The organism is Demequina sp. NBRC 110056, assembly GCF_002090155.1.
Classification (GTDB): Bacteria; Actinomycetota; Actinomycetes; order Actinomycetales; family Demequinaceae; genus Demequina.
The window spans coordinates 142777-164969 of sequence record NZ_BBRM01000003.1 but is presented as its reverse complement, the minus strand read 5'-3'; the positions used below and the strand labels follow the sequence as shown (position 1 = coordinate 164969).

General features: G+C 71.2%; 20 protein-coding genes. 6 read left to right on the top strand and 14 right to left on the bottom strand.

The features are described from left to right. Nucleotides 1-101 precede the first annotated feature (101 nt). On the top strand, nucleotides 102-2276 hold the full coding sequence (locus tag B7K25_RS05210) for a BCCT family transporter (protein WP_084104659.1): 2175 nt from the start codon (nucleotides 102-104) through the stop codon (nucleotides 2274-2276). A 96-nt stretch (nucleotides 2277-2372) separates the two neighbouring features. On the opposite strand, the gene araA is transcribed toward B7K25_RS05210, so the two are convergent. From araA to B7K25_RS05185, 5 genes are all read right to left on the bottom strand, one after another. Further along, on the bottom strand, nucleotides 2373-3887 hold the full coding sequence (gene araA, locus B7K25_RS05205; RefSeq protein WP_084104658.1) for an L-arabinose isomerase: 1515 nt from the start codon (nucleotides 3885-3887) through the stop codon (nucleotides 2373-2375). Between the two features lie 26 nt (nucleotides 3888-3913). Next, complete coding sequence (locus B7K25_RS05200) at nucleotides 3914-5509, bottom strand: xylulokinase (protein WP_084104657.1); 1596 nt, start codon at nucleotides 5507-5509, stop codon at nucleotides 3914-3916. Further along, nucleotides 5509-6219, bottom strand: coding sequence for an L-ribulose-5-phosphate 4-epimerase (locus B7K25_RS05195; RefSeq protein WP_084104656.1), 711 nt, complete (start codon nucleotides 6217-6219; stop codon nucleotides 5509-5511). Before B7K25_RS05195 ends, B7K25_RS05200 begins: the two co-directional genes overlap by 1 nt. A 182-nt stretch (nucleotides 6220-6401) precedes the next feature. Next, nucleotides 6402-8045, bottom strand: coding sequence for a 5-oxoprolinase/urea amidolyase family protein (locus tag B7K25_RS05190; RefSeq protein ID WP_159450119.1), 1644 nt, complete (start codon nucleotides 8043-8045; stop codon nucleotides 6402-6404). Nucleotides 8046-8163: 118 nt separating this feature from the next. Beyond that, nucleotides 8164-8955 carry a LamB/YcsF family protein gene (locus tag B7K25_RS05185; RefSeq protein WP_200807858.1) on the bottom strand — a complete coding sequence of 264 codons (792 nt, stop codon included), beginning with the start codon at nucleotides 8953-8955 and terminating at the stop codon, nucleotides 8164-8166. Nucleotides 8956-9105: 150 nt separating this feature from the next. Between B7K25_RS05185 and B7K25_RS05180 the strand changes: the two genes are divergently transcribed. Beyond that, on the top strand, nucleotides 9106-9669 hold the full coding sequence (locus B7K25_RS05180; RefSeq protein ID WP_144018856.1) for a hypothetical protein: 564 nt from the start codon (nucleotides 9106-9108) through the stop codon (nucleotides 9667-9669). On the opposite strand, the gene B7K25_RS05175 is transcribed toward B7K25_RS05180, so the two are convergent. The 4 genes from B7K25_RS05175 to B7K25_RS05160 all read right to left on the bottom strand — a co-directional run bounded on the left by B7K25_RS05175 (nucleotide 9658) and on the right by B7K25_RS05160 (nucleotide 11916). Beyond that, nucleotides 9658-10161, bottom strand: coding sequence for a hypothetical protein (locus B7K25_RS05175; protein WP_084104653.1), 504 nt, complete (start codon nucleotides 10159-10161; stop codon nucleotides 9658-9660). The two genes, B7K25_RS05180 and B7K25_RS05175, sit on opposite strands and share 12 nt — an antisense overlap. Nucleotides 10162-10279: 118 nt before the next feature. Next, nucleotides 10280-11014 (bottom strand): flavodoxin family protein, encoded by a 735-nt coding sequence (locus tag B7K25_RS05170; protein WP_084104652.1) that lies wholly within the window; start codon nucleotides 11012-11014, stop codon nucleotides 10280-10282. Nucleotides 11015-11107: 93 nt separating this feature from the next. Next, on the bottom strand, nucleotides 11108-11365 hold the full coding sequence (locus tag B7K25_RS05165; protein ID WP_084104651.1) for a YkvA family protein: 258 nt from the start codon (nucleotides 11363-11365) through the stop codon (nucleotides 11108-11110). 62 nt (nucleotides 11366-11427) lie between these two features. Then, nucleotides 11428-11916 carry a carbonic anhydrase gene (locus B7K25_RS05160; protein ID WP_084104650.1) on the bottom strand — a complete coding sequence of 163 codons (489 nt, stop codon included), beginning with the start codon at nucleotides 11914-11916 and terminating at the stop codon, nucleotides 11428-11430. A 194-nt stretch (nucleotides 11917-12110) separates the two neighbouring features. Here B7K25_RS05160 and B7K25_RS05155 point away from each other — a divergent pair, with 194 nt between their 5' ends. Further along, on the top strand, nucleotides 12111-12878 hold the full coding sequence (locus B7K25_RS05155; protein ID WP_084104649.1) for an SDR family NAD(P)-dependent oxidoreductase: 768 nt from the start codon (nucleotides 12111-12113) through the stop codon (nucleotides 12876-12878). Between the two features lie 35 nt (nucleotides 12879-12913). Beyond that, nucleotides 12914-13681, top strand: a complete 768-nt coding sequence (locus B7K25_RS05150; RefSeq protein ID WP_084104648.1) for an SDR family NAD(P)-dependent oxidoreductase — start codon at nucleotides 12914-12916, stop codon at nucleotides 13679-13681. Here the strand turns inward: B7K25_RS05150 and B7K25_RS05145 are convergent. Continuing rightward, a complete protein-coding gene (locus B7K25_RS05145; protein WP_234988085.1) occupies nucleotides 13678-14676 on the bottom strand; it encodes a LacI family DNA-binding transcriptional regulator in 999 nt (332 codons plus the stop codon). The two genes, B7K25_RS05150 and B7K25_RS05145, sit on opposite strands and share 4 nt — an antisense overlap. A 290-nt stretch (nucleotides 14677-14966) precedes the next feature. Between B7K25_RS05145 and galK the strand changes: the two genes are divergently transcribed. Both galK and galE read left to right on the top strand, forming a co-directional pair. After that, a complete protein-coding gene (gene galK / locus B7K25_RS05140) occupies nucleotides 14967-16127 on the top strand; it encodes a galactokinase (RefSeq protein WP_084104647.1) in 1161 nt (386 codons plus the stop codon). Nucleotides 16128-16157: 30 nt separating this feature from the next. Beyond that, nucleotides 16158-17135, top strand: a complete 978-nt coding sequence (gene galE, locus B7K25_RS05135) for a UDP-glucose 4-epimerase GalE (protein WP_084104646.1) — start codon at nucleotides 16158-16160, stop codon at nucleotides 17133-17135. A gap of 6 nt (nucleotides 17136-17141) precedes the next feature. Here the strand turns inward: galE and B7K25_RS05130 are convergent, their stop codons facing one another. The 4 genes from B7K25_RS05130 to B7K25_RS05115 are packed head-to-tail and all read right to left on the bottom strand — an operon-like array spanning nucleotide 17142 to nucleotide 22193. After that, nucleotides 17142-18626: an aldehyde dehydrogenase family protein gene (locus B7K25_RS05130; RefSeq protein ID WP_084104645.1), complete on the bottom strand. Its 1485-nt coding sequence runs from the start codon at nucleotides 18624-18626 to the stop codon at nucleotides 17142-17144. A 23-nt stretch (nucleotides 18627-18649) separates the two neighbouring features. Next, nucleotides 18650-19651, bottom strand: coding sequence for an ABC transporter permease (locus B7K25_RS05125; RefSeq protein WP_084104644.1), 1002 nt, complete (start codon nucleotides 19649-19651; stop codon nucleotides 18650-18652). After that, nucleotides 19651-21177, bottom strand: coding sequence for a sugar ABC transporter ATP-binding protein (locus B7K25_RS05120; RefSeq protein ID WP_084104643.1), 1527 nt, complete (start codon nucleotides 21175-21177; stop codon nucleotides 19651-19653). Before B7K25_RS05120 ends, B7K25_RS05125 begins: the two co-directional genes overlap by 1 nt. Further along, a complete protein-coding gene (locus B7K25_RS05115) occupies nucleotides 21174-22193 on the bottom strand; it encodes an ABC transporter permease (RefSeq protein WP_084104642.1) in 1020 nt (339 codons plus the stop codon). Before B7K25_RS05115 ends, B7K25_RS05120 begins: the two co-directional genes overlap by 4 nt.

The following is a 22193-nucleotide window of genomic DNA, read 5'->3' as shown; positions in this document are numbered from 1 at the left end:
CGCGCGGCGAGGAAGGTGGGCCCACTTTCGTGGAGGGGAGCCGGACGGGTCACCGCGCTCATCGGCCCTGGTCGCACTAGCGTGGAGGTCGGAGGAGAGACATGAGCGACAGCACCAGTGTGACCACCAGGCGCGAGCCGATGACCCGCTCCACGCTGGCGAAGTGGGTGTTCTGGCCATCGGCCGTCATCATCCTCAGCTTCTGCCTGTTCGCGATCATCGCGCCCACCGTCGCCGAGGACTTCTTCGCTGCCATCCAGTCAGGCATCATCAACTCGTTCGGCTGGTACTACGTGCTGATCGCCGCGTTCTTCGTGGCCTTCGCGCTGGTGATGGGGTTCAGCAAGTTCGGCAACATCCGCCTCGGCAAGGACGACGACAAGCCGCAGTTCACGATGTTCTCGTGGTTCGCGCTGCTGTTCGCGGCCGGCATGGGCATCGGCCTCGTGTTCTACGGCGTCTCCGAGCCCCTCGCGCACTTCTCCGACCCCCGCCCCGGAGTGACCGGCTCGCCGGAGCGGCTCGCCCAGCAGGCCATGGCGCAGACCTTCCTGCACTGGGGCATCCACGCGTGGGCCATCTACATCGTCGTCGGGCTCGCGATCGCCTACGCGGTGCACCGGCGCGGCCGCCCGGTGTCCATCCGCTACGCGCTCGAGCCGCTGCTCGGCAAGCACATCAAGGGCGCGTGGGGCGACGTCATCGACATCACGGCCGTCGTCGGAACTCTCTTCGGCGTCGCCACCTCGCTGGGCCTGGGCGTGCTGCAGATCTCCTCGGGACTCGAGTCGGTCGGCATCGCCGAGCCGTCCACCGAGACCCAGATCGTCCTGATCATCGCGATCACGATCGTCACGATCTTCTCGCTCGTGACCGGCCTGCAGCGCGGCATGAAGTGGCTGTCGAACATCAACCTCGCGCTCGCGCTGTTCCTGCTCCTGTTCGTCCTGTTCGCCGGACCCACCGCGTTCCTCATGCGCGAGTTCGTGCAGTCGATCGGCGCGTACATCCAGGAGTTCGTGGGCCTCGCGTTCAACGTCTCCGCCTTCCAGGGCGCCGCGGGCGAGGCCTGGCAGGCGTCGTGGACCACGTTCTACTGGGGCTGGTGGATCTCGTGGGCGCCCTTCGTCGGCGTGTTCATCGCGCGCGTGTCCAAGGGCCGCACCGTCCGCGAGTTCGTGTGGGGCATCCTGCTGGTCCCGACCCTCATCACCATGCTGTGGTTCTCGGTCATGGGCGGCACCGCGCTGTACGAGGAGCTCTACGGCGGCGGCGGGATCCTGCTGCCCGACGGCTCGGTCGACTACAACGGCTCGTTGTTCGCGATGCTCGAGCTGCTGCCCGGCGGGACCGCGCTCACGATCGGCGCGATGATCCTCATCGCGGTCTTCTTCGTCACCAGCTCGGACTCCGGCTCGCTGGTGCTGTCGATGCTCACCACCGGTGGCGACGAGAGCCCCCGCCGATGGATCCGCGTCTTCTGGGCCTGCACCACCGCGCTGGTCGCGATCGCGCTGCTGCTGTCCGGTGGGCTGTCCGCCCTGCAGACCGCGGCGATCATCACGGCGCTGCCGTTCTCGCTGGTGATGATCGGCATGTGTCTGGCCACCATCAAGGCGTTCAGACGCGAGCACAGCGCCTTCCTGCGCTCCAACCGCGAGGACTTCGTGTCCCACATCACGGAGACCATCGGCGAGGAGTACGGGCTCGAGCCCACCACCGCCGAGATCGACGTCGAGGGCGCCAAGACCCACCTGCCGCATCCCAAGGGCTGGCACCTCCCCGGGCGCTCCCGACGGGAGGCCGATGCGCGCGCCGGGACCCCCACGGGCGTCGCCTCCGGCGCGGCTGGGGTGGGCGTCGCTGGCGCCGCCTCGGCGGCGAACCTGGCCACCGATGGGAGCGGAGCAGACGAAGGCCGTCCTGGCGTCGAGTCCGCGGGCAGCTCGGACACTCCCGAGGCGCAGGCCTGGGAGGACGCCGTCGCGCAGACCGCCGGCGAGTCCGACGGCGCCGCTGCCGAGTCATCGGCCACCGTCGAGGCGGGCTCACCCGAGCAGACTCCCCCCGCCCAGGCGACCGAGGGCGAGGACCCGGCGGGCGCATCGGCCCCTCCGACGGGCGCCGCGGCGCCGGGAGCGGAGATCCCCACGTCACCGGGACCGGTGGACACCGACGCCCCCGAGGGCGCCGACGAGAAGCCGCCGGCCTACGAGGCCATGCACACCGACGAGATCGTGCTGCCGCTGCCCGAGGACCTCGACCCCAAGGACTGACGCGCGCGGTCACTCACCCCGCGCGCCAGAAGGCACTGAGTGCCGGAATCGAGCCGATTTCGGCACTCAGTGCCTTCCAGGGCGCTGGCGGTAGGGCTACAGCCCCTGGGCGAGGCGGTAGTAGGCCTTGTTCCAGCGGACCTGGTCGCGGAAGCCGCGCGCCGTGGTCTCCTCGTCGATCTCGAGCAGCTCGAGCTGCGCGATCTCGGCGAAGTCGCGGAACACCTCGATGCCCACGGCGGTGGTCATGACGGTGTGGTGGGCGGCGCCGGCGGTCAGCCAGCACTCGGCGCTCGTGGCGAAGTCCGGCGCCGGCTTCCACACCGCGCGGCCCACGGGCAGCTTGGGAAGGTCGGGGGCGTCGACGTTCTCGACCACGTTGGCCGTGAGACGGAAGCGGTCGCGCATGTCGCTCATCGCGACCACGAGCGCGGGACCCGGGTCGGCGGTGAAGACCAGGCGCACCGGGTCCTCCTTGCCGCCGATGCCGAGCGGGTGGATCTCGAGACGCGCCTTCTGGCTCGACAGCGAGGGGCTCACCTCGAGCATGTGGGCGCCAAGGATGCGCTCGTTGCCCGGCACCAGGTCGTACGTGTAGTCCTCCATGAGGCTCGCGCCGCCGGGCAGTCCCGCCCCCATGACGTTCGCGACGCGGACGAGGATCGCGGTCTTCCAGTCGCCCTCGGCGCCAAAGCCGTAGCCCTCGGCCATGAGGCGCTGCACCGCGAGCCCGGGAAGCTGCTTGAGCTCGCCGAGGTCCTCGAACGAGTCCGTGAAGGCGTGGAAGTCGCCGGCCTCGAGGAACGAGCGCAGGCCCACCTCGATGGCGGCGGCGTCGCGCAGCGACTGGTGGCGGTCGCCGTCGGGCAGGAGCTCCTCGGCCACGTCGTAGCTCGCGAGGTAGTCCTCGATGAGCGCGTCGACCTGCTCGTCGGTCGCCGCGGCGACGGCCTCGGCGAGCTCGTTGACGCTCCAGGTGTTGACCTGCACGCCCAGACGGATCTCTGCCTCGGTCTTGTCGCCCTCGGTGACGGCGACCTGGCGCATGTTGTCGCCGAAGCGGGCCAGCTTGAGGGTGCGCACCGCGGCCCAGCCAGCGCACGCGCGCTGCCAGGACTCGATCTTCGCGGTGACCGCGGGGTTGGACACGTGGCCCACGACGGTCTTGCGGGGGATCGCCATGCGCGACTGGATGTAGCCGAACTCGCGGTCGCCGTGCGCGGCCTGGTTGAGGTTCATGAAGTCGAAGTCGATGTCCTCCCACGGGAGCTCGACGTTCGCCTGCGTGTGGAGGTGCAGCAGCGGCTTCTGGAGCGCGTCGAGCCCCGTGATCCACATCTTCGCGGGGCTGAAGGTGTGCATCCAGGCGATGACGCCGATGACGTCGTCGCGCGCGTTGATCTCGAGTGCGAGGCGACGGATCGACTCCGTGTCTTTGAGGACAGGCTTCCACACGACCTTCACCGGCAGGCCGTTGAGGCCGGCGACGACCTCCTGGGACTGCTCGGCGACCTGGCGCAGGGTCTCCTCGCCGTAGAGGTTCTGGCTGCCGGTGACGAACCAGATCTCGTACTGGCTCAGCGGATTCTGGGCGATCGTGGTCTGGGTCATGCGGGTTCTCCTTGGGTCTGGGGGGTCTAGAGGGCCGATGCGGCGGCGCGCTCGACGGCGAGCCCGGCGCGGTAGCGGTCCAGGTAGGCGGTGTAGCCGGCCACGTCGGCCGGGTCCGGGTCGACGACGGACACCTCGGCGTCCGCGAAGATCTGGGTATCGAGGTAGGCGGGCAGGTCACCGGCGTCGGGACCGGCGGCGCGGAACGCCGCGAGCACGGCCATGCCCCACGCGCCACCCTCGGAGGCGGTGTCGCCCACGGCTACCGGGGCGCCCACGGCCGCGGCGAGGAAGCGCTGCGCGACCCCGGCGGTGCGGAAGATGCCGCCGTGCGCGAACATCCGGTCGAGCGCGACGTCCTCGCTCGCGAGCACCTCCATGCCGAGGCTCAGCGTGCCGAACACGCCGTACACCTGGGCGCGCATGAAGTTGGCGAGCGTGAAGCGGCTGTCGGGCGTGCGGACCACAAGCGGCCGGCCCTCGGGGAGGTCGGCGATGGGCTCCCCCGCGAGGGTGTTGTAGGCCAGCAGGCCACCCGCGTCGGCCTCGGCCTCGAGCGCCTCGGTGAGCAGCGTCGCGAAGACGGCGTCCGCATCGGCCGGCTGCCCGCTCGCCTCGGCGAACCGGGTGAACAGCGACGCCCACGCGCCCAGCTCGGAGGCGCCGTTGTTGCAGTGCACCATCGCGACGGCGTCGCCCACCGGCGTCGTCACGAGATCGATCTCCTCGTGCGCGCTGGCGAGGGGTCGCTCGAGCACCACCATGGCGAAGATCGACGTGCCTGCGGAGACGTTGCCGGTCCGAGGTGCGACGGCGTTGGTCGCGACCATGCCCGTGCCCGCGTCGCCCTCGGGAGGCGCGAGCGGGATCCCGGCCTGCAATGCCCCGGTGGGGTCGAGCAGCGCGGCTCCCTCGGCCGTCAGCACGCCGGCGTCGGCGCCGGCGACGCGGACCTCGGGCAGCAGGGCGCGGGCGTCGACTCGACCGGCCGCGAGCGCGTCGTACGCGTCGAGCATCGCCGCGTCGTAGTCCCGGGTGGCGGAGTCGATGGGGAACATGCCCGACGCGTCGCCCACGCCCAGCACCTTCTCGCCCGTGAGGCGCCAGTGCACGTAGCCCGCGAGGGTCGTGATGTGGTCGAGCCGGCCCACGTGGGCCTCGCCGTCGAGCACGGCCTGGTGCAGGTGCGCGATGGACCAGCGCAGCGGGATGTTCACGCCGAGCGCCTCGGTCAGCTCCGCGGCCGCGACGCCGGTGTTCGTGTTGCGCCAGGTGCGGAAGGGGGTGAGCAGCTCGCCGTCCGAGTCGAAGGCCAGGTAGCCGTGCATCATCGCGCTGACGCCGATGGCGCCGTAACTCGTAGGCGCGACCCCGTGGCGGGAGCGCGCGTCCGCGACGAGCGCGGCGTAGGCGGACTGCAGTCCGGCCCACACGTCCTCGAGCGTGTACGTCCATAGCCCGTCGGCGTACTGGTTCTCCCAGGCGTGGGAACCCACGGCGAGCACCTCAGCGGTGTCCACGTCGATCAGGCAGGCCTTGATCCTCGTCGACCCCAGCTCAATGCCCAGTGCTGTTGATGAGCCCTGTGCGGTACGCGACCCGGCCAGCGCATCGGCCGTCATCAGGCGGACTCGCCGTCGCGCCGGTCGTCGGACGCCTGCCCGTAGACGTTCTGGTAGCGCGCGTAGAGGGAGTCGATCGCCTCCTGCGGGATGGGGATGAGGTCGCCGCCCTGCTGTGCGATGTGCACGGTGCGGGCGACATCCTCGAGCATGACCGCGGCCTTGACGGCGTCCTTCGCGGACGAGCCGATGGTGAACGGCCCGTGGTTCTGCATGAGCACGCCGCGCGAGCGGTGGCCGCGCAGCGTCTCGACGATGCCGCGGCCGATCGAGTCGTCGCCGATGATCGCGAACGGCCCCACCGGGATGGGTCCGCCGAACTCGTCGGCCATCGCGGTGATGACGCACGGGATCTCCTCGCCGCGGGCCGCCCACGCGACGCCGTACGTCGAGTGGGTGTGCACCACGCCGCCCACCTCGGGCATGTGGCGGTACACGTAGGCGTGCGCGGCGGTGTCGGAGGACGGGCTGCGCTCGGATCCCGGGGTGCCCGGGATGACGTTGCCGTCGAGGTCGCACAGGATCATGTTGTCCGGGGCGAGGTCGTCGTAGCTCACACCCGAGGGCTTGATGACGAACAGGTCGGCACCGGGTACGCGACCGGAGACGTTGCCCCCGGTCCACACGATGAGGTTGTAGCGGACCAGCTCCGCATGCAGGGCGGCGACGTCCTCACGGACCTTCTGGATCGCGGCTTCGAGATCGGTCATGCCCTCAATGTTAACGTTCAATAGAATAGCCGTCCACTCGGCCGCCCTCCCCTTTCCCCGCGGTTCGTGTAGACGTCGCCCACATCTCGCGTTTGAGTGCGCGCTGCGTGAATGGCCGGGTTCGACCACCCGTGTCCAGATCTACACGCAGGAGTCGCCGGAGCCCGTGATGTGGGCGACGTCTACACGAACCGGACGCGGTCGCCGGGGCGCAGCTGTGCTGCGCGCGCCGCGGAGTCCGCGTCGAGCACCCCGATCACCGGGTAGCCGCCCGTGGTCGGGTGGTCCGCGAGGAAGATGACGGGCTGCCCGCTGGGCGGCACCTGGATCGCGCCGAGCACCATGCCCTCGCTCGCCAGCTCGGCCGTCGCGGCCCGCTCGAGCGCCGGGCCCGCGAGCCTCACGCCCACACGATTCGAGTCGCCGGACACCTCGTAGGTCGCACTCCGAAGCGTCTCGAGCGCGGCCGGCGCGAACCAGTCGCCACGGGGTCCTGGAAGGACCCTCAGACAGACGGCCGATGCGCTCGCCGGCTCCTCGCGTTCCGGCACCTGGGCCGCGGCGAGGGCGCGCAGGCGTGCGAATCCTTCGTGGTCGAGGGACGCGGCCGTCCCCACCGGGAGCGCGTCGCCGTCTCGCAGCGGCGCGGGTCCGAGCCCGGACAGCACGTCGGTCGATCGGCTGCCGAGGACCGGCTCGACGGCGACGCCGCCGCGCACTGCGAGGTAGCTGCGCAGCCCCGCATCCGCCGTCCCGATCTCGATGACCTGGCCGGCGGCGAGGCGCAGCGGTGAACCGTGCGGCGCAGGAACGTCGCCGACCCACACGGGCGCCGTCGCCCCGGTGACGGCCACCACCGCCGGAGCCCGGACGCGGATCGCGCAGCCGTCGAGGGTGGTCTCGAGCACCGCGGCGTCTGCCTCGTTGCCCACCAGCGCGTTGGCGCGCTCGCGCGCCGGACCGTCCGCCGCACCGGACCGCGGCACACCCAGGTGTGCGTGCCCCCGCCGACCGGAGTCCTGAATCGTCGTGAGGGCGCCCGCGCGCACCACCTCGAGCGCGTGCGATGGCTCCGACTGCGCCGCTGCGGGCACAGCTGCGGGAGCCGTGGACGAGCTCGTTGCCGCGCGCGCCCCTGCGTCCACGAGGCGCACCCGCACGCCCGGTGCGAGCAGCGCCGGCGGCTCGCGAAGCGAGTCCCACAGCGTCACGTCGACGGCGCGGCCCACGAGCTGCCAGCCGCCCGGCGACTCCCGCGGATAGATGCCCGCGTACGCACCCGCCAGTCCGAGCGCACCGGCCGGAACCCGGGTGCGGGGCGACGCGCGGCGCGGCACCGCCCACGCGTCGGGCAGACCGGTGAGGTAGGGAAATCCTGGCGCGAACCCGCTGAAGGCGACGAGCAGCTCGGTCGCGAGCAGCCGCTCGATCACGACCTCGGCCTCGACCCCCCACAGGCTCGCGACCGCGTCGAGGTCCGGCCCGTCGAACGCGATGGGCACCTCAACGAGCGGACCGTCACCCCCCGCGAGAGACGCCACCTCCCACCGCGGGATCTCGACCGCGAGCGCATCGCGGTCGACTCCCTCGATGCCGTCGATCAGCACGGTCGTCGCACCTGGGACGATCTCCCGGGCCGACCATGCCGCGCTCGCGTCCGTGTCCGTGTCCGCGTCCGTGCACGTGCCGGTGCCGGTGCCGGTGCCGGTGCCGGTGCCGGCAACCAACCGCGACCGCGCGGTCTGCGCGACAGCGGCGACCGCATCGGCCGTCTCCACCTCGACCAGGAGGCCGTCCTCGCCGACGGGCAGGACGCGGCCGATCACGGGTCGCACCTCGCGGCCCATGGCTCAGCGTCCGCAGACAGCAGGGCGCGTCGCGCAGCGCGGCTGAGGACGCACCGGTCGCGGGCGCGGGCGCGTGCAGGCGGCGCTCACGCGAGCCTCACCAGGCCCCGTCGCCAGCATCGGCGACGCCGACGAACGGCCGCACGTCGACGCCGGCCTCGGCGAGCGCCGCACGCACGCGCGCGGCGACCTCGACCGCGCCGGCGGTGTCGCCGTGCACGCACAGCGACTCGGCCTCGATGGACAGCGGCGTGCCGTCGATCGCGGTCACGGCGCGGCCGGTCGCGACGGCGACCGCACGGTCCACCACCGCGTCGGCGTCCTCGATGACCGCGCCCTCGCGCGAGCGCGGCACGAGCGTGCCGTCCGGCAGGTAGGCGCGGTCGGGGAAGGCCTCGGCGACGATCGGCAGGCCCGCGGCGGCCGCGAGTCGTAGCAGCTCCGAGCCCGGCAGCCCGAGCACGGGAAGCGCCTCGCCGAACGCGGTGGACGCGAGCAGCACGCCGTCGACGACGGCCTTGGCCTGCTCCGCGTCCGCGACCACGCGGTTGTAGAGCGCGCCGTGCGGCTTGACGTAGTCGACCCCGCCGCCTGCCCCTGCGGCGAAGACTTCGAGCGCACCCACCTGGTAGGCGACCTCGGCGGCGAGCTCGTCGGCGGGCATGTCCATCGCCCGGCGGCCGAAGCCGGCGAGGTCGCGGTAGGAGACCTGGGCGCCGATCGCCACGGACCCGGAGACCGCATCGGCGCACACCCGGCGCATCGTGACCGGGTCGCCGCCGTGGAAGCCGCAGGCCACGTTGGCGCTCGTCACCGAGGCGAGGAGCCCCGCGTCGTCGGTCAGGCTCCACCGCCCGAAGCCCTCGCCCAGGTCCGCGTTGAGGTCGATCACGAGGCTCACGCTATCGCGGCGCCAGCGACTCGTCACGGCCCCGTCACCGGAAGTTTGTTGACAGTCAGGACAAAGGTCCGTCGCGATTCGGCACGCGCTTTCCTACGGTCGAAGTGAGCCCCCTTCCGACCCTGCCCGGAGCCCGCCATGACCGCACCCGCCACCTCCTTGCGCCCGCCCTCGGCCCGTCCGACCGCGACCTCGCCGTCGCCCGCACCCTCGAAGCGCAAGGAGCGACCCATGCGCCGCCGCGAGCTCCCGCAGATCACCACGGGCAGCGCCGACCTCCACTTCGCGGAGCAGGTCGTGCCGCACGCCGCGGACACGACCGCGTTGGCGTTGCAGATCGCGCGCATGCCCGGCACGGACGTGACGGTCCAGGCCGAGTGCTTCCAGGTCGCCGCGGAGTCCGAGCACGTGCGCTCGACGGTCAGCGACTGGCTGCGCGCCCGAGGCTTCGACTCGCTTGCCGACCATCACTCGTCAGTGGTGCTCGAGCGCGAGCGCGACGCCCAGGCGCAGGCACACGCCCTCCGGTCCCTTGCGGGCCACCAGCTGCGCTCCGTGGTGCTCGCTGGCGCCTACGCACCCCACGGCGGCTCGGCCGACCTGGTGCGCGTCGCGCGGGACCTGGCCGCGACGGCGGCCGTCGAGGCGGACCGCCTCCGGGCCCTCGCCCAGCTGGTCAGCCTGCGCGCCTCACGCCCGTAGCAGCAGACACACCTCGACAGGGCCCTCGAGACCGGACGCGCTCTCGACGGGCGGCTCGGGGTACCACTCGTACCAACACTCCCAGGTGTCGACCCCGTCCGCGCCGGACACCGCGTAGTCCATGCCGCGCGACTCGCCCCACGTCATCAGCTCGCGGGTGAGCCCGCCGATCCACGCGTAGGGGCCGCGCTGCTCGGCGACCGCGAAGTGGCCCTTCGCGAGCTCGTCGAGGACGAAGGGATCGCGCACGCGCGGCCGGTCGCCGCGCCCCGACAGTGCCAGCCCCACCTCGACCGTGAACGTGCCCTCGTACGAGAAGTCGCGGTAGCGCAGGAGGGACGGGCCGGCGAGGTCGATGCCCCGCATCTCGACGTACCTGTCCAGCTCCTCGAAGCCGGCGCCGACGTCTGCGGGAAGCGTCTCGAGGGTGGTCTCGACGGGGAGCCCGACGTACGCGACGGGCGCCCGTCGCGCGATCCGGAACTCGGCCATCCCTGCAGGCTAGTGCTGCACGGCCCACCTGAACAGGACCGATGCGCTCGCCGGCCCCCCTCCCAGGTGAGGGGTGCACTCGGGACGGCACGCGCATCGGCGCTCCGTCCCGGTCGACTCAGCGGTACTCGGGGTTGGGGTGGCCAAAGCGCTCGCCGTCGCTCCACGCCTCCGAGGAGTTCCCGCCTGCCGGGAAGCCGCCCGAGGCCTTGAGCCAGGCCGCGGTGTGCAGGAGGTTCCACGTCATGAAGGTGAGGTTGCGCTGCGTGAACTCGGTCTCGGGGCCGCCCGAGCCCTCGTCAAGGTAGGACGGGCCCGGCCCGATCGCGCCGATCCACCCCGCATCGGCGTTGGGCGGGATGACGTAGCCCAGGTGCTGCAGCGAGTACAGGATGTTCATCGAGGCGTGCTTGACGCCGTCCTCGTTGCCCGTGACGATCACGCCGCCGGTGCGGCCGTAGTACAGGAACTGGCCGCGGTCGTTGGTGTCACCCGACAATCCGTAGAGGCGCTCGATGAGCCGGGTCGCGATCGACGACTTCTCCCCGAGCCACAGCGGGGTGCCGATGACCAGGATGTCCGCGGCGAGGATCCGCTCGGCGAGCTCGGGCCAGTCGTCCGCGGCCTGGTTGCCGCCGGGGACGTCCTCGCGCATGTCGGGGTAGACGCCGGGCGGGACGTCGAAGTCCGCGAGCCGGATCTGGTCCACGGAGACGCCCTGGTCCTCCATGATCCTGACGGAGTCCTCCATCAGGCCCTGGGTGTGGCTGAGCGCCGGGTTGGGCTTGAGCGTGCAGTTGACGAACACGGCCTTGAGGCCGGAGAAGTCGAGCTCGGGAGCGGGGTTGGTCATCGTCGTACCTCCTGGAGGTGCGACGCTCGGCGGCGCCCGCCTATTCCTGCGGACGGTTCGCACGGGAGCGCCACCCGCGCCCGCGCGTGCCGGCTAGCGCGGAGTCACGTCCACGTAGTCCGTGGCGTGCTGCAGGCTCGCCTCCCACTGGTTCTTCTCACGGGTGGCGAGCATCACGAACACGCCCCACACGCCCAGGTCGTCGATGAAGCCCAGCGGCCCGAGGAACATCTCCGGGATCAGGTCCACGGGGATCGCGGTGTAGATGACGGCGGCGATCGCCGTGAGCCACGTCATGGGCGCGAGCTTGTACTCGCCGCGGCGCACCGCCTGGAAGAACTTCCACCACATGGGACACCTCCTGGGTCTCACGTCCCTAGGCGTCCACGGTAACCCCGGGCGCCGTCATGGGGCTAGACGACCTCGCGCAGCTTGCCCGTGTGCACGTCGAACACGAAGCCGCGCACCTGCGACGAGTCCACCAGGAACGGGTTGCGGCGCAGGCGCTCCATCGACTGGCGCAGGTCCGCGTCGAGGTCGCGGAACGACTCGGGGCTCCACGTGGGCTTGAGGCCGGTCTCGTCGAGCAGCTGGTTGCGCAGCTCGTCGTCGGTGAAGGTCAGGGCGCCGCAGTCGGTGTGGTGGATCAGGATGATCTCGCGGGTGCCCAGCTTGCGCTGCGAGATGACCAGCGAGCGGATCATGTCGTCCGTGATGACGCCGCCGGCGTTGCGCATGATGTGCGCGTCGCCCACCTCGAGGCCCAGCAGGGCGAACACGTCCAGACGGGAGTCCATGCACGCGACGACCGCGAGCTCGCGGCGCGGGGGCAGCGGCCGGTCGGGGGCGTAGTCGGTGGCGTAGGCGGCGTTGTTCTCGATCAGCTCATCGGCGATGCCCATGGGTGACTCCTTGCAAGATCCGGGGGGGTTCATCGGACGTTCGCCCGCGGCGGGACGAATGGTCCGGTGCGCCCAGCCTACTGGCGCGTACGCTGAGCATGCCGAGGCCGTACTTCTCTGGGCGTTGTGTGCCGTTCCGGTGGAGTGCGGCCTCGGTTTCGCGCCTGGCAGCCCCGCGTCCGTAGGGTGGTCGCATGGCTCGCATCCTCGTCACCGGATCCGCCCAGGGCATCGGCGCCCAGACCGCGCGCGACCTCGCCGCGCTCGGCCACGACGTGGTCGTCCACGGCCGCACCCCCGAGAGGGCCGATGCGGCACTCGCCGCGGTGCCCGGCGCATCGGCCGTGGTGGTGGGCGACTTCGACTCGCTGGCCTCGGTGCGCGAGCTCGCCTCGGCGGCGCGACGGGCCGGCCCCTTCGACGTCGTGATCCACAACGCGGCGCTCGGGCCCGACCAGCCCGAGCCGGTGACCACGGTCGACGGCCTCGAACGCATGCTGCAGATCAACGTCGTCGCGCCGTACGTGCTCACGTGCCTCATGCCGCTCGCGCCGCGCATGGTCTACATCGGCTCGGACGCGCACCGCTACGGCACGGTCACCTTCGATAGCGCGGCGTCCGGCTGGGACGGCGGGCAGGCCTACGCGGACTCGAAGCTGCTGCTGCAGATGTGGGTGTTCGAGCTGGCGGCGAGCGCCACGCACGCGGCCGTCAACATCGTGCACCCCGGCTGGGTGCGCTCCGCCATGGGCGGGCCGGGTGCGGCGCTGCCACTCGAGGACGGCGCCGACACCCCCGTGTGGATGGCGACGAGCGACGACGACCTCGCGCTCGGCTCGGGCGCGTTCGTGCACGAGCGCGCCGCGGAGGACGTCAACCCGGCCTCGCTCGACCAGGATGCTCGGGCCGCCGTCGTCGCCCGTCTCGAGGAGCTCACCGGACTGGTGCTGCCGACCAGCTGACCGCGCGGGCGCCCAGGCGTGTCTACGCTGGTCGCATGGCACGCGTCCTCATCACCGGATCCTCGCAAGGCATCGGCGCCGAGTGCGCCCGCCAGCTCCTCGACCTCGGCCACGAGGTGGTCCTGCACGCTCGCGACGACGAGCGCGCCCGGGCCGCGCTCGAGGCCAACCCCGGCGCCCTGGCCGTGGTGACGGGAGACCTGGCGAGCCTCGGGCAGACCCGGGCGATCGCATCGGCCGCGAACGATCACGGACCGTACGACGCGATCATCCACAACGCGGGACTCGGCGGCGGCTCCGAGCGCGTCGAGACCGAGGACGGCCTCTCGCGGCTGTTCCAGGTCAACGTCGTCGCCCCGTACCTGCTGACGGCGCTCATGCCGGTCGCGCCCCGGATGGTCTACCTCACCAGCGGCCTTGAGGCTGACGGGGCGTGGACCCCCGAGGACCTGCAGTGGACCGCCCGCGAGTGGAACGGCCACCAGGCGTACGCCGACTCGAAGGTCTACGACTCGATGCTCGCCTTCGAGGTCGCCGAGCGACACCCGGACGCGATCGTGAACGTGGTGGATCCGGGCTGGATCCGCACCCGGATGGGCGGACCCGACGCATGGGACCCCGTCGAGGACGGCGCCGAGACCCAGGTGTGGCTCGCGGTGTCGGACGACGCGGAGGCGCTGCGCACCGGCCGTTACGTGAAGCGCCGCCAGACCCTCACGCCCAACCCCCTCGTCGAGGACGCCGATGCGCGTGCTGGGCTGATCTCCGAGCTCGAGCGGGTGACGGGGGTCGCGCTCAGCTAGGAGCTCGGCGCGGCGGTCGAGGCGCGCACGACGAGCTCGGGCGCGATGAGCTGCGCGGCGGGAGACTCTCCCGCGACGTGCGCGACCACGAGCTCGACCGCGCGCCGTCCCACCGCCTCGAAGTCCTGGCGCACCGTCGTGAGCGGCGGCAGCGAGTGCCGCGACGTCGCCGTGTCGTCGTAGCCGACCACCGAGAGGTCGCCCGGCACCGAGCGGCCTGCGGTGGCGAGGGCGTGGATGAGCCCAAAGGCCATGTCGTCGTTCGCGCAGAAGACCGCGGTGGCGCTCGGGTCGAGCCGCGCGCCGGCCGCGAAGCCGGAGTCGGTGGTCCAGTCGCCCTCGAGTATCTCGAGCTCGGGCAGGCCGGCCTCGGCGGTCGCTGAACGGAACTCGTCGCGGCGCAGCTGCGCCTCGATGTAGGTCAACGGACCGGCCACGTGCTGGATGCGCGTGTGGCCCAGGCCGATGAGGTGGTCGACCGCGAACCGCGCTCCCGCCCGCTGGTCGATCGATGCGGCGGACCCGGCGGGCTCGCCGCCTGTCAGCAGGTGGATCACCGGGACGCGCGGGTCGACGCCGGCGAGCGCCTCGAGCACGGAGCGCTGCTGGGCGACGAGCACGATCGCGTCGACGCTGCGGCCCACCAGGAACTCGAGGGCGTCGCGCACGCTCGCCGCGGACGGGTCCGCGCTCGTCATCATCGTGTGCAGGCCGGCATCGCGCGCGGCACGCTCGACGGCGTGCAGCGTGGACAGCGGGCCGATGTCGGGGATCTCCGGGCCGATCATGCCGATGGTCTGCGACCGTCCCGTCACGAGGGCACGCGCCGCGAGGTTGCGCCGGTAGCCCAGCTCCTCGATCGCCTCGAGCACCTTGTCGCGGGTCTCGGGCCGGATCCCCGGGAAGTCGTTGAGCACGCGGCTGACGGTCTGGTGGGACACGCCAGCGCGCGCCGCCACGTCGTGCATGCTCGGACCGCGATTGCCGTTCGCCACTGGTGCCTCCCTGTCGCACGTTCACACTAGTGCGCGGCGGGGCCGCGGCCGCGGAGCCTTGCCCGAAGCGGGTTTACCGAGCGTCTCTCGCACGCCCCGAGAACCGCGAGATGGATCCGAATCGCTGGTCTCAGGCCTTGGAGCAGCGATTCGGATCCATTTCGCGGAAGGCTGGGAGCGGTCGGTAGACTGGACTGTGACCGGTCACAGGGTGCCCCGAGCCTGCGATACTGGACACCAGCACTCAGCACCCGCGCGCCCTAGCGGCCGACGACGAAGTGGAGCCACCGATGACTGACCACCTTGCCTCCGTGACGGCTGCCTTCGAGGCCGCCTACGGTCACTCCCCCACGGGGATCTGGTCGGCCCCGGGCCGGGTGAACCTCATCGGAGAGCACACCGACTACAACAACGGGTACGTCCTCCCCTTCGCGATCGACCGCCGCACCTGGGCCGCCGTGGGCGTCCGCGAGGACCGCACGGTGCGCCTGCGCTCGACGTTCGCCGACGAGGAGATCGTCGCGTCGCTGGACGCCCTGAGCCCGGACACGATGGACGGCTGGAGCGCCTACGTGCTGGGCGTCGCGTGGGCGATGGCCGACTCCGGCATCGACCTGTCTGGCGCGACCGGCCTGGACATCCTGATCGACTCGGACGTGCCGGTCGGTGCGGGGCTGTCGTCGTCGGCGGCCCTCGAGTGCGCCGTGGGCAAGGCCTTCGATGAGCTGTGGGGGCTGGGCCTGGACAAGCTCGCCCTGGCCCGCATCGGCCGTGTCGCGGAGAACAAGGCCGTCGGCGCCCCCACCGGGCTGCTGGACCAGGCGGCCTCCATGCTCGGCGAGGAGGACCACGTGGTGTTCCTCGACTGCGACACCGAGGATGCCCGCCCCGTCGCGCTGCACCTGCGCGAGGAGGGTCTGCAGATCCTGGTGATGAACTCCAACGTCGAGCACGAGCACGCCACGGGTGGGTATGGCGACCGCTTCGCGTCCTGTGCCAACGGCGCCACGGCGCTCGGAGTGACGACGCTGCGGGAGATCGGCCAGGCCGACCTGGCCCGCGCGGAGGAGGTGCTGGACGAGGAGACCTACCGCCGCGTGCGCCACGTCGTCACCGAGAACCAGCGGGTCCTGGACACCGTGGACACGCTGGGCAAGGCCGGCCCGCGCGCCATCGGCGAGCTGATGGGCGCCTCGCAGGCGTCCATGCGCGACGACTTCGAGATCACCGTGCCCGAGATCGACCTCGCGAGCGAGGCCGCGGTCGCGGCCGGCGCGATCGGCGCGCGCATGACCGGTGGGGGCTTCGGCGGATCCTCCATCGCGCTCGTGCCGGCGGACAAGACCGATGCCGTGGCTGCGGCGGTCACCACCGCCCTGGCCGACGCCGGCCTGCGTGAGCCGACCATCTTCACCGTCACGCCCTCCCAGGGTGCCAGGCGCGACATCTAGTACTCACCACAGTCCTCAAAAGGAGCTCTCATGGCTTGGATGGTGACCGGCGGAGCCGGCTACATCGGCTCGCACGTGGTGCGGGCGCTGACCGACGCCGGCATCGACGCGGTGGTCCTCGACGACCTGTCGTCCGGCTTCGAGAAGTTCATCCCCTCAGGCGTGCCGTTCGTCAAGGCCAGCATCCTGGACACCGACACGGTGCGTGCCGCGATGGTCGAGCACGGCGTGTCCGGCGTGATCCACTGCGCGGGCTACAAGTACGCCGGCGAGTCGGTGAAGTTCCCCATCCACACCTACCGCCAGAACGTCGAGGGCACCGCGTGCCTGCTCGAGGCGATGGCCGACGCCGGCGTGACCCGCCTGGTCTTCTCCTCGTCCGCTGGCGTCTACGGCACGCCCTCGGAGGCGGTCGTGACCGAGGAGACAGGCACCACGCCCGAGTCGCCCTACGGCGAGTCCAAGCTCATCGGCGAGTGGCTCATCCGCGACCAGGTACGCGCCACCGCCGACACCGACGCACCGCTGAAGGCGACGAGCCTGCGCTACTTCAACGTGGTCGGCTCAGGCACGCCAGACGTCTACGACGCGTCGCCCCACAACCTGTTCCCCAAGGTGATCCGCGCCATCAAGGCCGGCCAGGCGCCGCTGATCTTCGGCGACGACTACGACACCGCTGACGGCACGTGCGTGCGCGACTACGTCCACGTCCAAGACCTCGCGCACAGCCACGTGGCGGCGGCCAGGATGCTCGACTTCGGCAAGCCCCTGGCGCCGGTCTACAACCTCGGCTCCGGCGACGGCACGTCGGTGCGCGAGATCGTCGGCAGCCTCCTCGAAGCCGCCGACTCCGACCTCGAGCCCATCGTCAAGGAGCGCCGCCCCGGCGACCCCGCCCGCATCGTCGCCACCGGCGAGCTCGCCGCGGACGACATCGAGTGGAAGATGGCCCACACCATCGAGGAGATGGCCTCCTCCGCCTGGGCGGCAGCCCCTGACGAGGGCTGACGGCCGCTACAGCTCAGCGATGATGGTCTTCAGCTCGGTGTAGTCCTCGACGCCGAACGAACCGAGCTCGCGGCCCCAGCCGGACTCCTTGTAGCCGCCGCGCGGCAGCGTGACGTCGTCCGCGTGCCACGAGTTGAGCCAGACGGTGCCGGCGCGCAGGCGACCGCCGACACGGTGCGCCGTGCCGATGTCCCGCGACCAGACCCCGGCCGCCAGCCCGTAGCGCGTGTTGTTCGCGGCGGCGATGGCCTGCTCCTCGGTGTCGAAGGGCACCGCGGTGACGACGGGACCGAAGATCTCGTCGGTCTGGATCGACATCTGCTCGCTCACATCGGTGAACACCGTGGGGCGCACGAAGTAGCCCCGGTCGCCCACTCGCACGCCACCCTCGGCCACGGTGGCGCCCGCCGCGACGCCCGCTTCGAGGTAGCCCGTGACCTTCGAAAACTGCTCGTCCGAGATGAGCGGGCCCATGTCGGTGCGCTCGTCGAACGCGCTGCCGACGGTGATGCCCTTCGCGATCTCGGAGATGCCGGCGACGACCTCGTCGTACACCCCGCGCTGCACGTACAGGCGCGAGCCGTTGACGCAGCATTGGCCCTGGTTGAAGAACGCGGCGTGCGCCGAGCCCGGGATCGCCTTGGACAGATCCGCGTCGTCGAACACGATGTTCGGGGCCTTGCCGCCGAGCTCGAGCGAGACCTTCTTGAGGTTGCGGCTGGCAGCCGCCGCGATGACCTTGCCGACCGCGGTGGAGCCGGTGAAGGCGACCTTATCGACGTCGATGTGATCGACGAGCGCGGCACCGGTGTCGCCGAAGCCGGGAAGGACGTTGACGACGCCGGCGGGTAGGCCGGCCTCGAGCATGAGCTCGCCCAGGCGCAGCGCGCTGAGCGGAGTCTGCTCCGCCGGCTTGAGGATCACCGTGTTGCCCACCGTGATGGCGGGCACGATCTTGAACGCCGCCATCGTGAGCGGGAAGTTCCACGGGACGATCCCGGCGACGACGCCGATCGGCTCGCGCACCGTGTACGCGAGGAAGTCCGCCGTCTCGCTCGACAGCGGGATCGTGGTCCCTTCGATCTTGTTCGCCCACCCGGCGAAGTATCGGAACAGCTCCGCAGCCGTCGCCACGTCTCCGTCGCGCGCGCCGACGAAAGGCTTGCCTCCGTCGAGCGCCTCGAGCTGAGCGAACTCGTCCGCGTGCTCCTCGAGGAGGTCCGCGATCCTCCACATCAGCCGGCCGCGCTGGCGCGGCGTGAAGCGGTTCCAGTCCGAGCCGTGCTCGAAGGCGCGACGAGCCGATGCGACGGCCCGGTTGACGTCCTCGGCGCCGGCCTGCGCGACCTGGGTGATCTCGTTCTCGGTGGCCGGGTCGACCGTCGCGAAGGTGCGACCGTCAGCGGCGTCGCGAAGCTCGCCGTCGATCAGCAGCTGCTTGGGTGCGCTGACGAACGAGGCGACGCTGGGGAGAAGGGCGTCGGTGGTCATGAGGTGTCCTTTCTTGGGGAACGTCACTTGACGAACAGGAGCTTGGAGCGGTCGATGGTCAGGGCGACGGCGGCGATCACGAGTGCGCCGTAGAAGATCTGCACGTACGACGGGTCGACGCCAGCGACGGACAGTCCGACGCGAAGCACCGTGATGATCAGGACGCCGATGACGGTGCGTCCCACCCCGCCGAACCCGCCGGTGATGGCAGTGCCGCCCACCACGATCGCGGCGACGACGGGCAGGAGCAGGGAGTCGGCGAGGGTCGGCGCCCCGCTGTACGTCCGACCGACGAGCATCACGCCGGCGAAGCCCGCGCACGCTCCGGAGACGATGAAGGCGCCGATCTTGGTGCGCGCGACGGGCACGCCTGCAAGCAGGGCCGCCGGCTCGTTGCTGCCGATCGCGATGAGCCAGCGGCGCACCGGAGTGAGCAACATGACGAGCCCCAGCACCGCGACGACCGCCGCGCCGATGAGGACCGCGCTCGGGATGTTCCAGCCCGTGAGGCGGGTGAAGGTCCAGGCGAGGGTGTCGCCCGAGACGCCGATGGTCGCGGCGCCCGAGACGACCAGCGCGATCCCCGACCACACGGCGAGACCACCGAGGGTCACGAGGAAGGACGGGATCTGCGCCACGACGTGGACCACCCCCTGGATGAGCCCGGCGAGCGCGCAGACCAGCACCACGAGGACCACCGCCCAACCTTCCAGCGCGGGCACCCACAGGGCGACCAGCACCGACGCCATCGACGCGAGCGCGGCGACCGAGAGATCGATGCCGCCGCACAGGATCACCAGCATCGCGCCGAGCGCGAGGATCAGCAGCGGCACCGAGGAGTCGAGGACCGTCCAGATGCTCGCTGGGCGCAGGAAGTTCGGGTTGGCGATCGAGATCGCGCCCACCAGGCACACGAGGACGGCGACCGGCATGATCGTCAGCAGCAGCTGCCGACGGGACATCCGCGGCATCCGCAGCTTCTCCCGCTGTTCGGTGGTGGTCTCCACCTTGTCCACGACGCTCATCAGATCATCCGCTCCAGAACCGTGACCGGGGTGGGCTTGGCTCCCACCGGGGCGTCGACGACGTCGGTCACTCGGCCGTCCTTCATCACCAAGACGCGATGGCTCATCGCGATCAGCTCCTCCAGGCTGTCCGCCATCAGCAGCACCGACACCCCGGAGGCGGTGAGCTCCCGGATGAGCCGGTACACCTCGCTCTTCGCGCCGACGTCGAGGCCGCGCGTGGGATGGTCGAGGATCAGCAGCTTGAGAGAGTCCGACACCATCCAGCGCGCGAGCACGGCCTTCTGCTGGTTGCCGCCCGAGAGCGACGCGAGCGGCGCCGCCGCCGACGCCGTGCGGATGCGCAGTCGCTCGATCCAGTCGTCGGCGAGCCGGCGCTCCTTGCTGCGCTGCAGCACGGGACCGGCACAGACGTCTGCGATGTGCGGAAGCGTGATGTTCTCCGCCACGGACATGGTGCCGACCATGCCTTCGCGGCGGCGCTCGGCAGGGACGAAGCCGATGTCCGAGGAGATCGCCGACCGCGGCGAGGAGGTCCTGATGGGTCGACCGTCCATCTCGAGCGACCCCCGGGTGGCGGACGCGCCGAAGATTCCCCGGCACAGCTCCTCGCGGCCGGAGCCCTGCACACCCGCGATCCCGAGGATCTCGCCGACGTGCAGGTCGAAGTCGACGCTCTCGCACACGCCCTTGACGGACAGGTCGCGCACCCGGAGCCGAACCTCGTCCTGCACCGGAAGCTGCCGCTCCTCGCTGTAGTGACTGCCTTCGAGATCGCGGCCGATCATCAGCCGACGCAGCTCCGCCTCATCGACCTCTCCCGGCACGCACTCCGCGACGCTGCTGCCATTGCGCAGCACGTAGACGCGGTCCGAGACCTGCAGCACCTCGTCGAGCCTGTGAGAGACGAACACGACCGAGGCGCGAGTGCGCAGCCTCTCGATCTGCGCGAACAGCACCTCCGCCTCGTCCCGGTCCAGCACAGAGGTCGGCTCGTCGAGGAGGACCACCGGCTCGGCGTTCGTCCGCTCTTCGGTGGCGAGGACCTTCGCGATCTCGACGAGCTGGCGCTCGGCGAAGGTGAGGTCCTCAGCCATGGCATCGACGTCGATGGTCGAGCCGATCTTGTCGAGCTGCGCCTGGGCGCGCTGACGCAGGGTCTTCCAGCGGTACATCCCCCCGACGATGGCGTCTCCTTCCGCGCCGAACAGGATGTTCTCGGCGACGGTGAGGTTGGGGATGAGCGACTGCTCCTGGAACACCATGCCGATGCCCGCGGCACCGGCCTGCGCGATGCCGCGCATCTTGATCTGCTCGCCTCGCAGTGCGATCGAGCCGGAGTCGGGCTGCTCCAGTCCGATGAGCATCTTCAGCAGCGTCGACTTGCCGGCGCCGTTCTCGCCGATGAGGCCCACGACCTCGTGGCGCCGCACCTCGAAGGACAGCCCGTCGAGCGCAGTCGTCTCGCCGAAAGTCTTGCGGACGTCGTGGACCGCGAGGACCGGGGCCTCGGCCGGGGCGCTCACTTGACGACTCGCAGACGCTGGCGCAGGGGCCACGCGGTGATCGCGACCGCCGCGACGACGATCACGCCCTGCACGGCACCCTGGACGTAGGGACTGACGCCGATCAGCACGAGTCCGTTGACGAGCACGGTCACGATGAGCACTCCCACGATCGAGTGCAGGACCCCGCCACGGCCGCCCGACAGCAGCGTGCCGCCGACGACCGCAGCGGTGATCGCTGCGAAGTTCTGCCCCACTCCGGCCTGCACGATCCCCGAGCCGAGCTGGATCGTGACCATGACGCCGGCGAGGCCGTACACGGCGCCGGCGAAGGTGAAGGCGATGGTCTTGTAGCGGCGCACGCGGATGCCGGACAGCAGCGCGAGGTCCTCAGCGCCGCCGATCGCGCGGGCGTAGCGGCCCAGTCGCGTGTAGTGCTGGACCAGCAGGCCCACGATCACCACGCCGATCGCCACGAAGGTCAGGCGGGTGAGGCCGAACCACTGGCCGGACGCCCATTCGCCCATCGCCGGCGACGTGACGCTGGGCTGCACGCCGGCGAAGAGCACGGTCGCGATGCCGATGCCGATCGCCGACATGCCTAGGGTCGTCATGAACGATGGGATCTTCAGGCCCGTCGACAGCAACCCCGTCGCAAGGCCGAAGCAGGCGCCGAGCGCCACCGCCGCGACGATGGCAAGGAAGCCCAGGTCGATGTCGTTGCGCGTGTTCGCGATCAGCAGCGCCACGCTCAACGCCGCCGTCGCCATCACTCCCTCGATCGACAGGTCGATCGCGCCGAGCATCAGGACGAAGGTGAGTCCGACGGTGATGACGGCGAGGACCGCCGCCGAGTCCAGGACGTTGCGCAGGTTGCCCCACGTCGCGAACTGCGGGCTCAGCACCGAGAACGTCAGGCACAGCAGCACGAGGGCACCCAGCGGACCGTAGTCCGCGAGGAGGCTCGCGCGGCGACGCGAGCGGGCGGGTGCCCGCCCGGTCTCGGGCGGGGCTTGCCCGAGCCGGGCGGGCGCCAC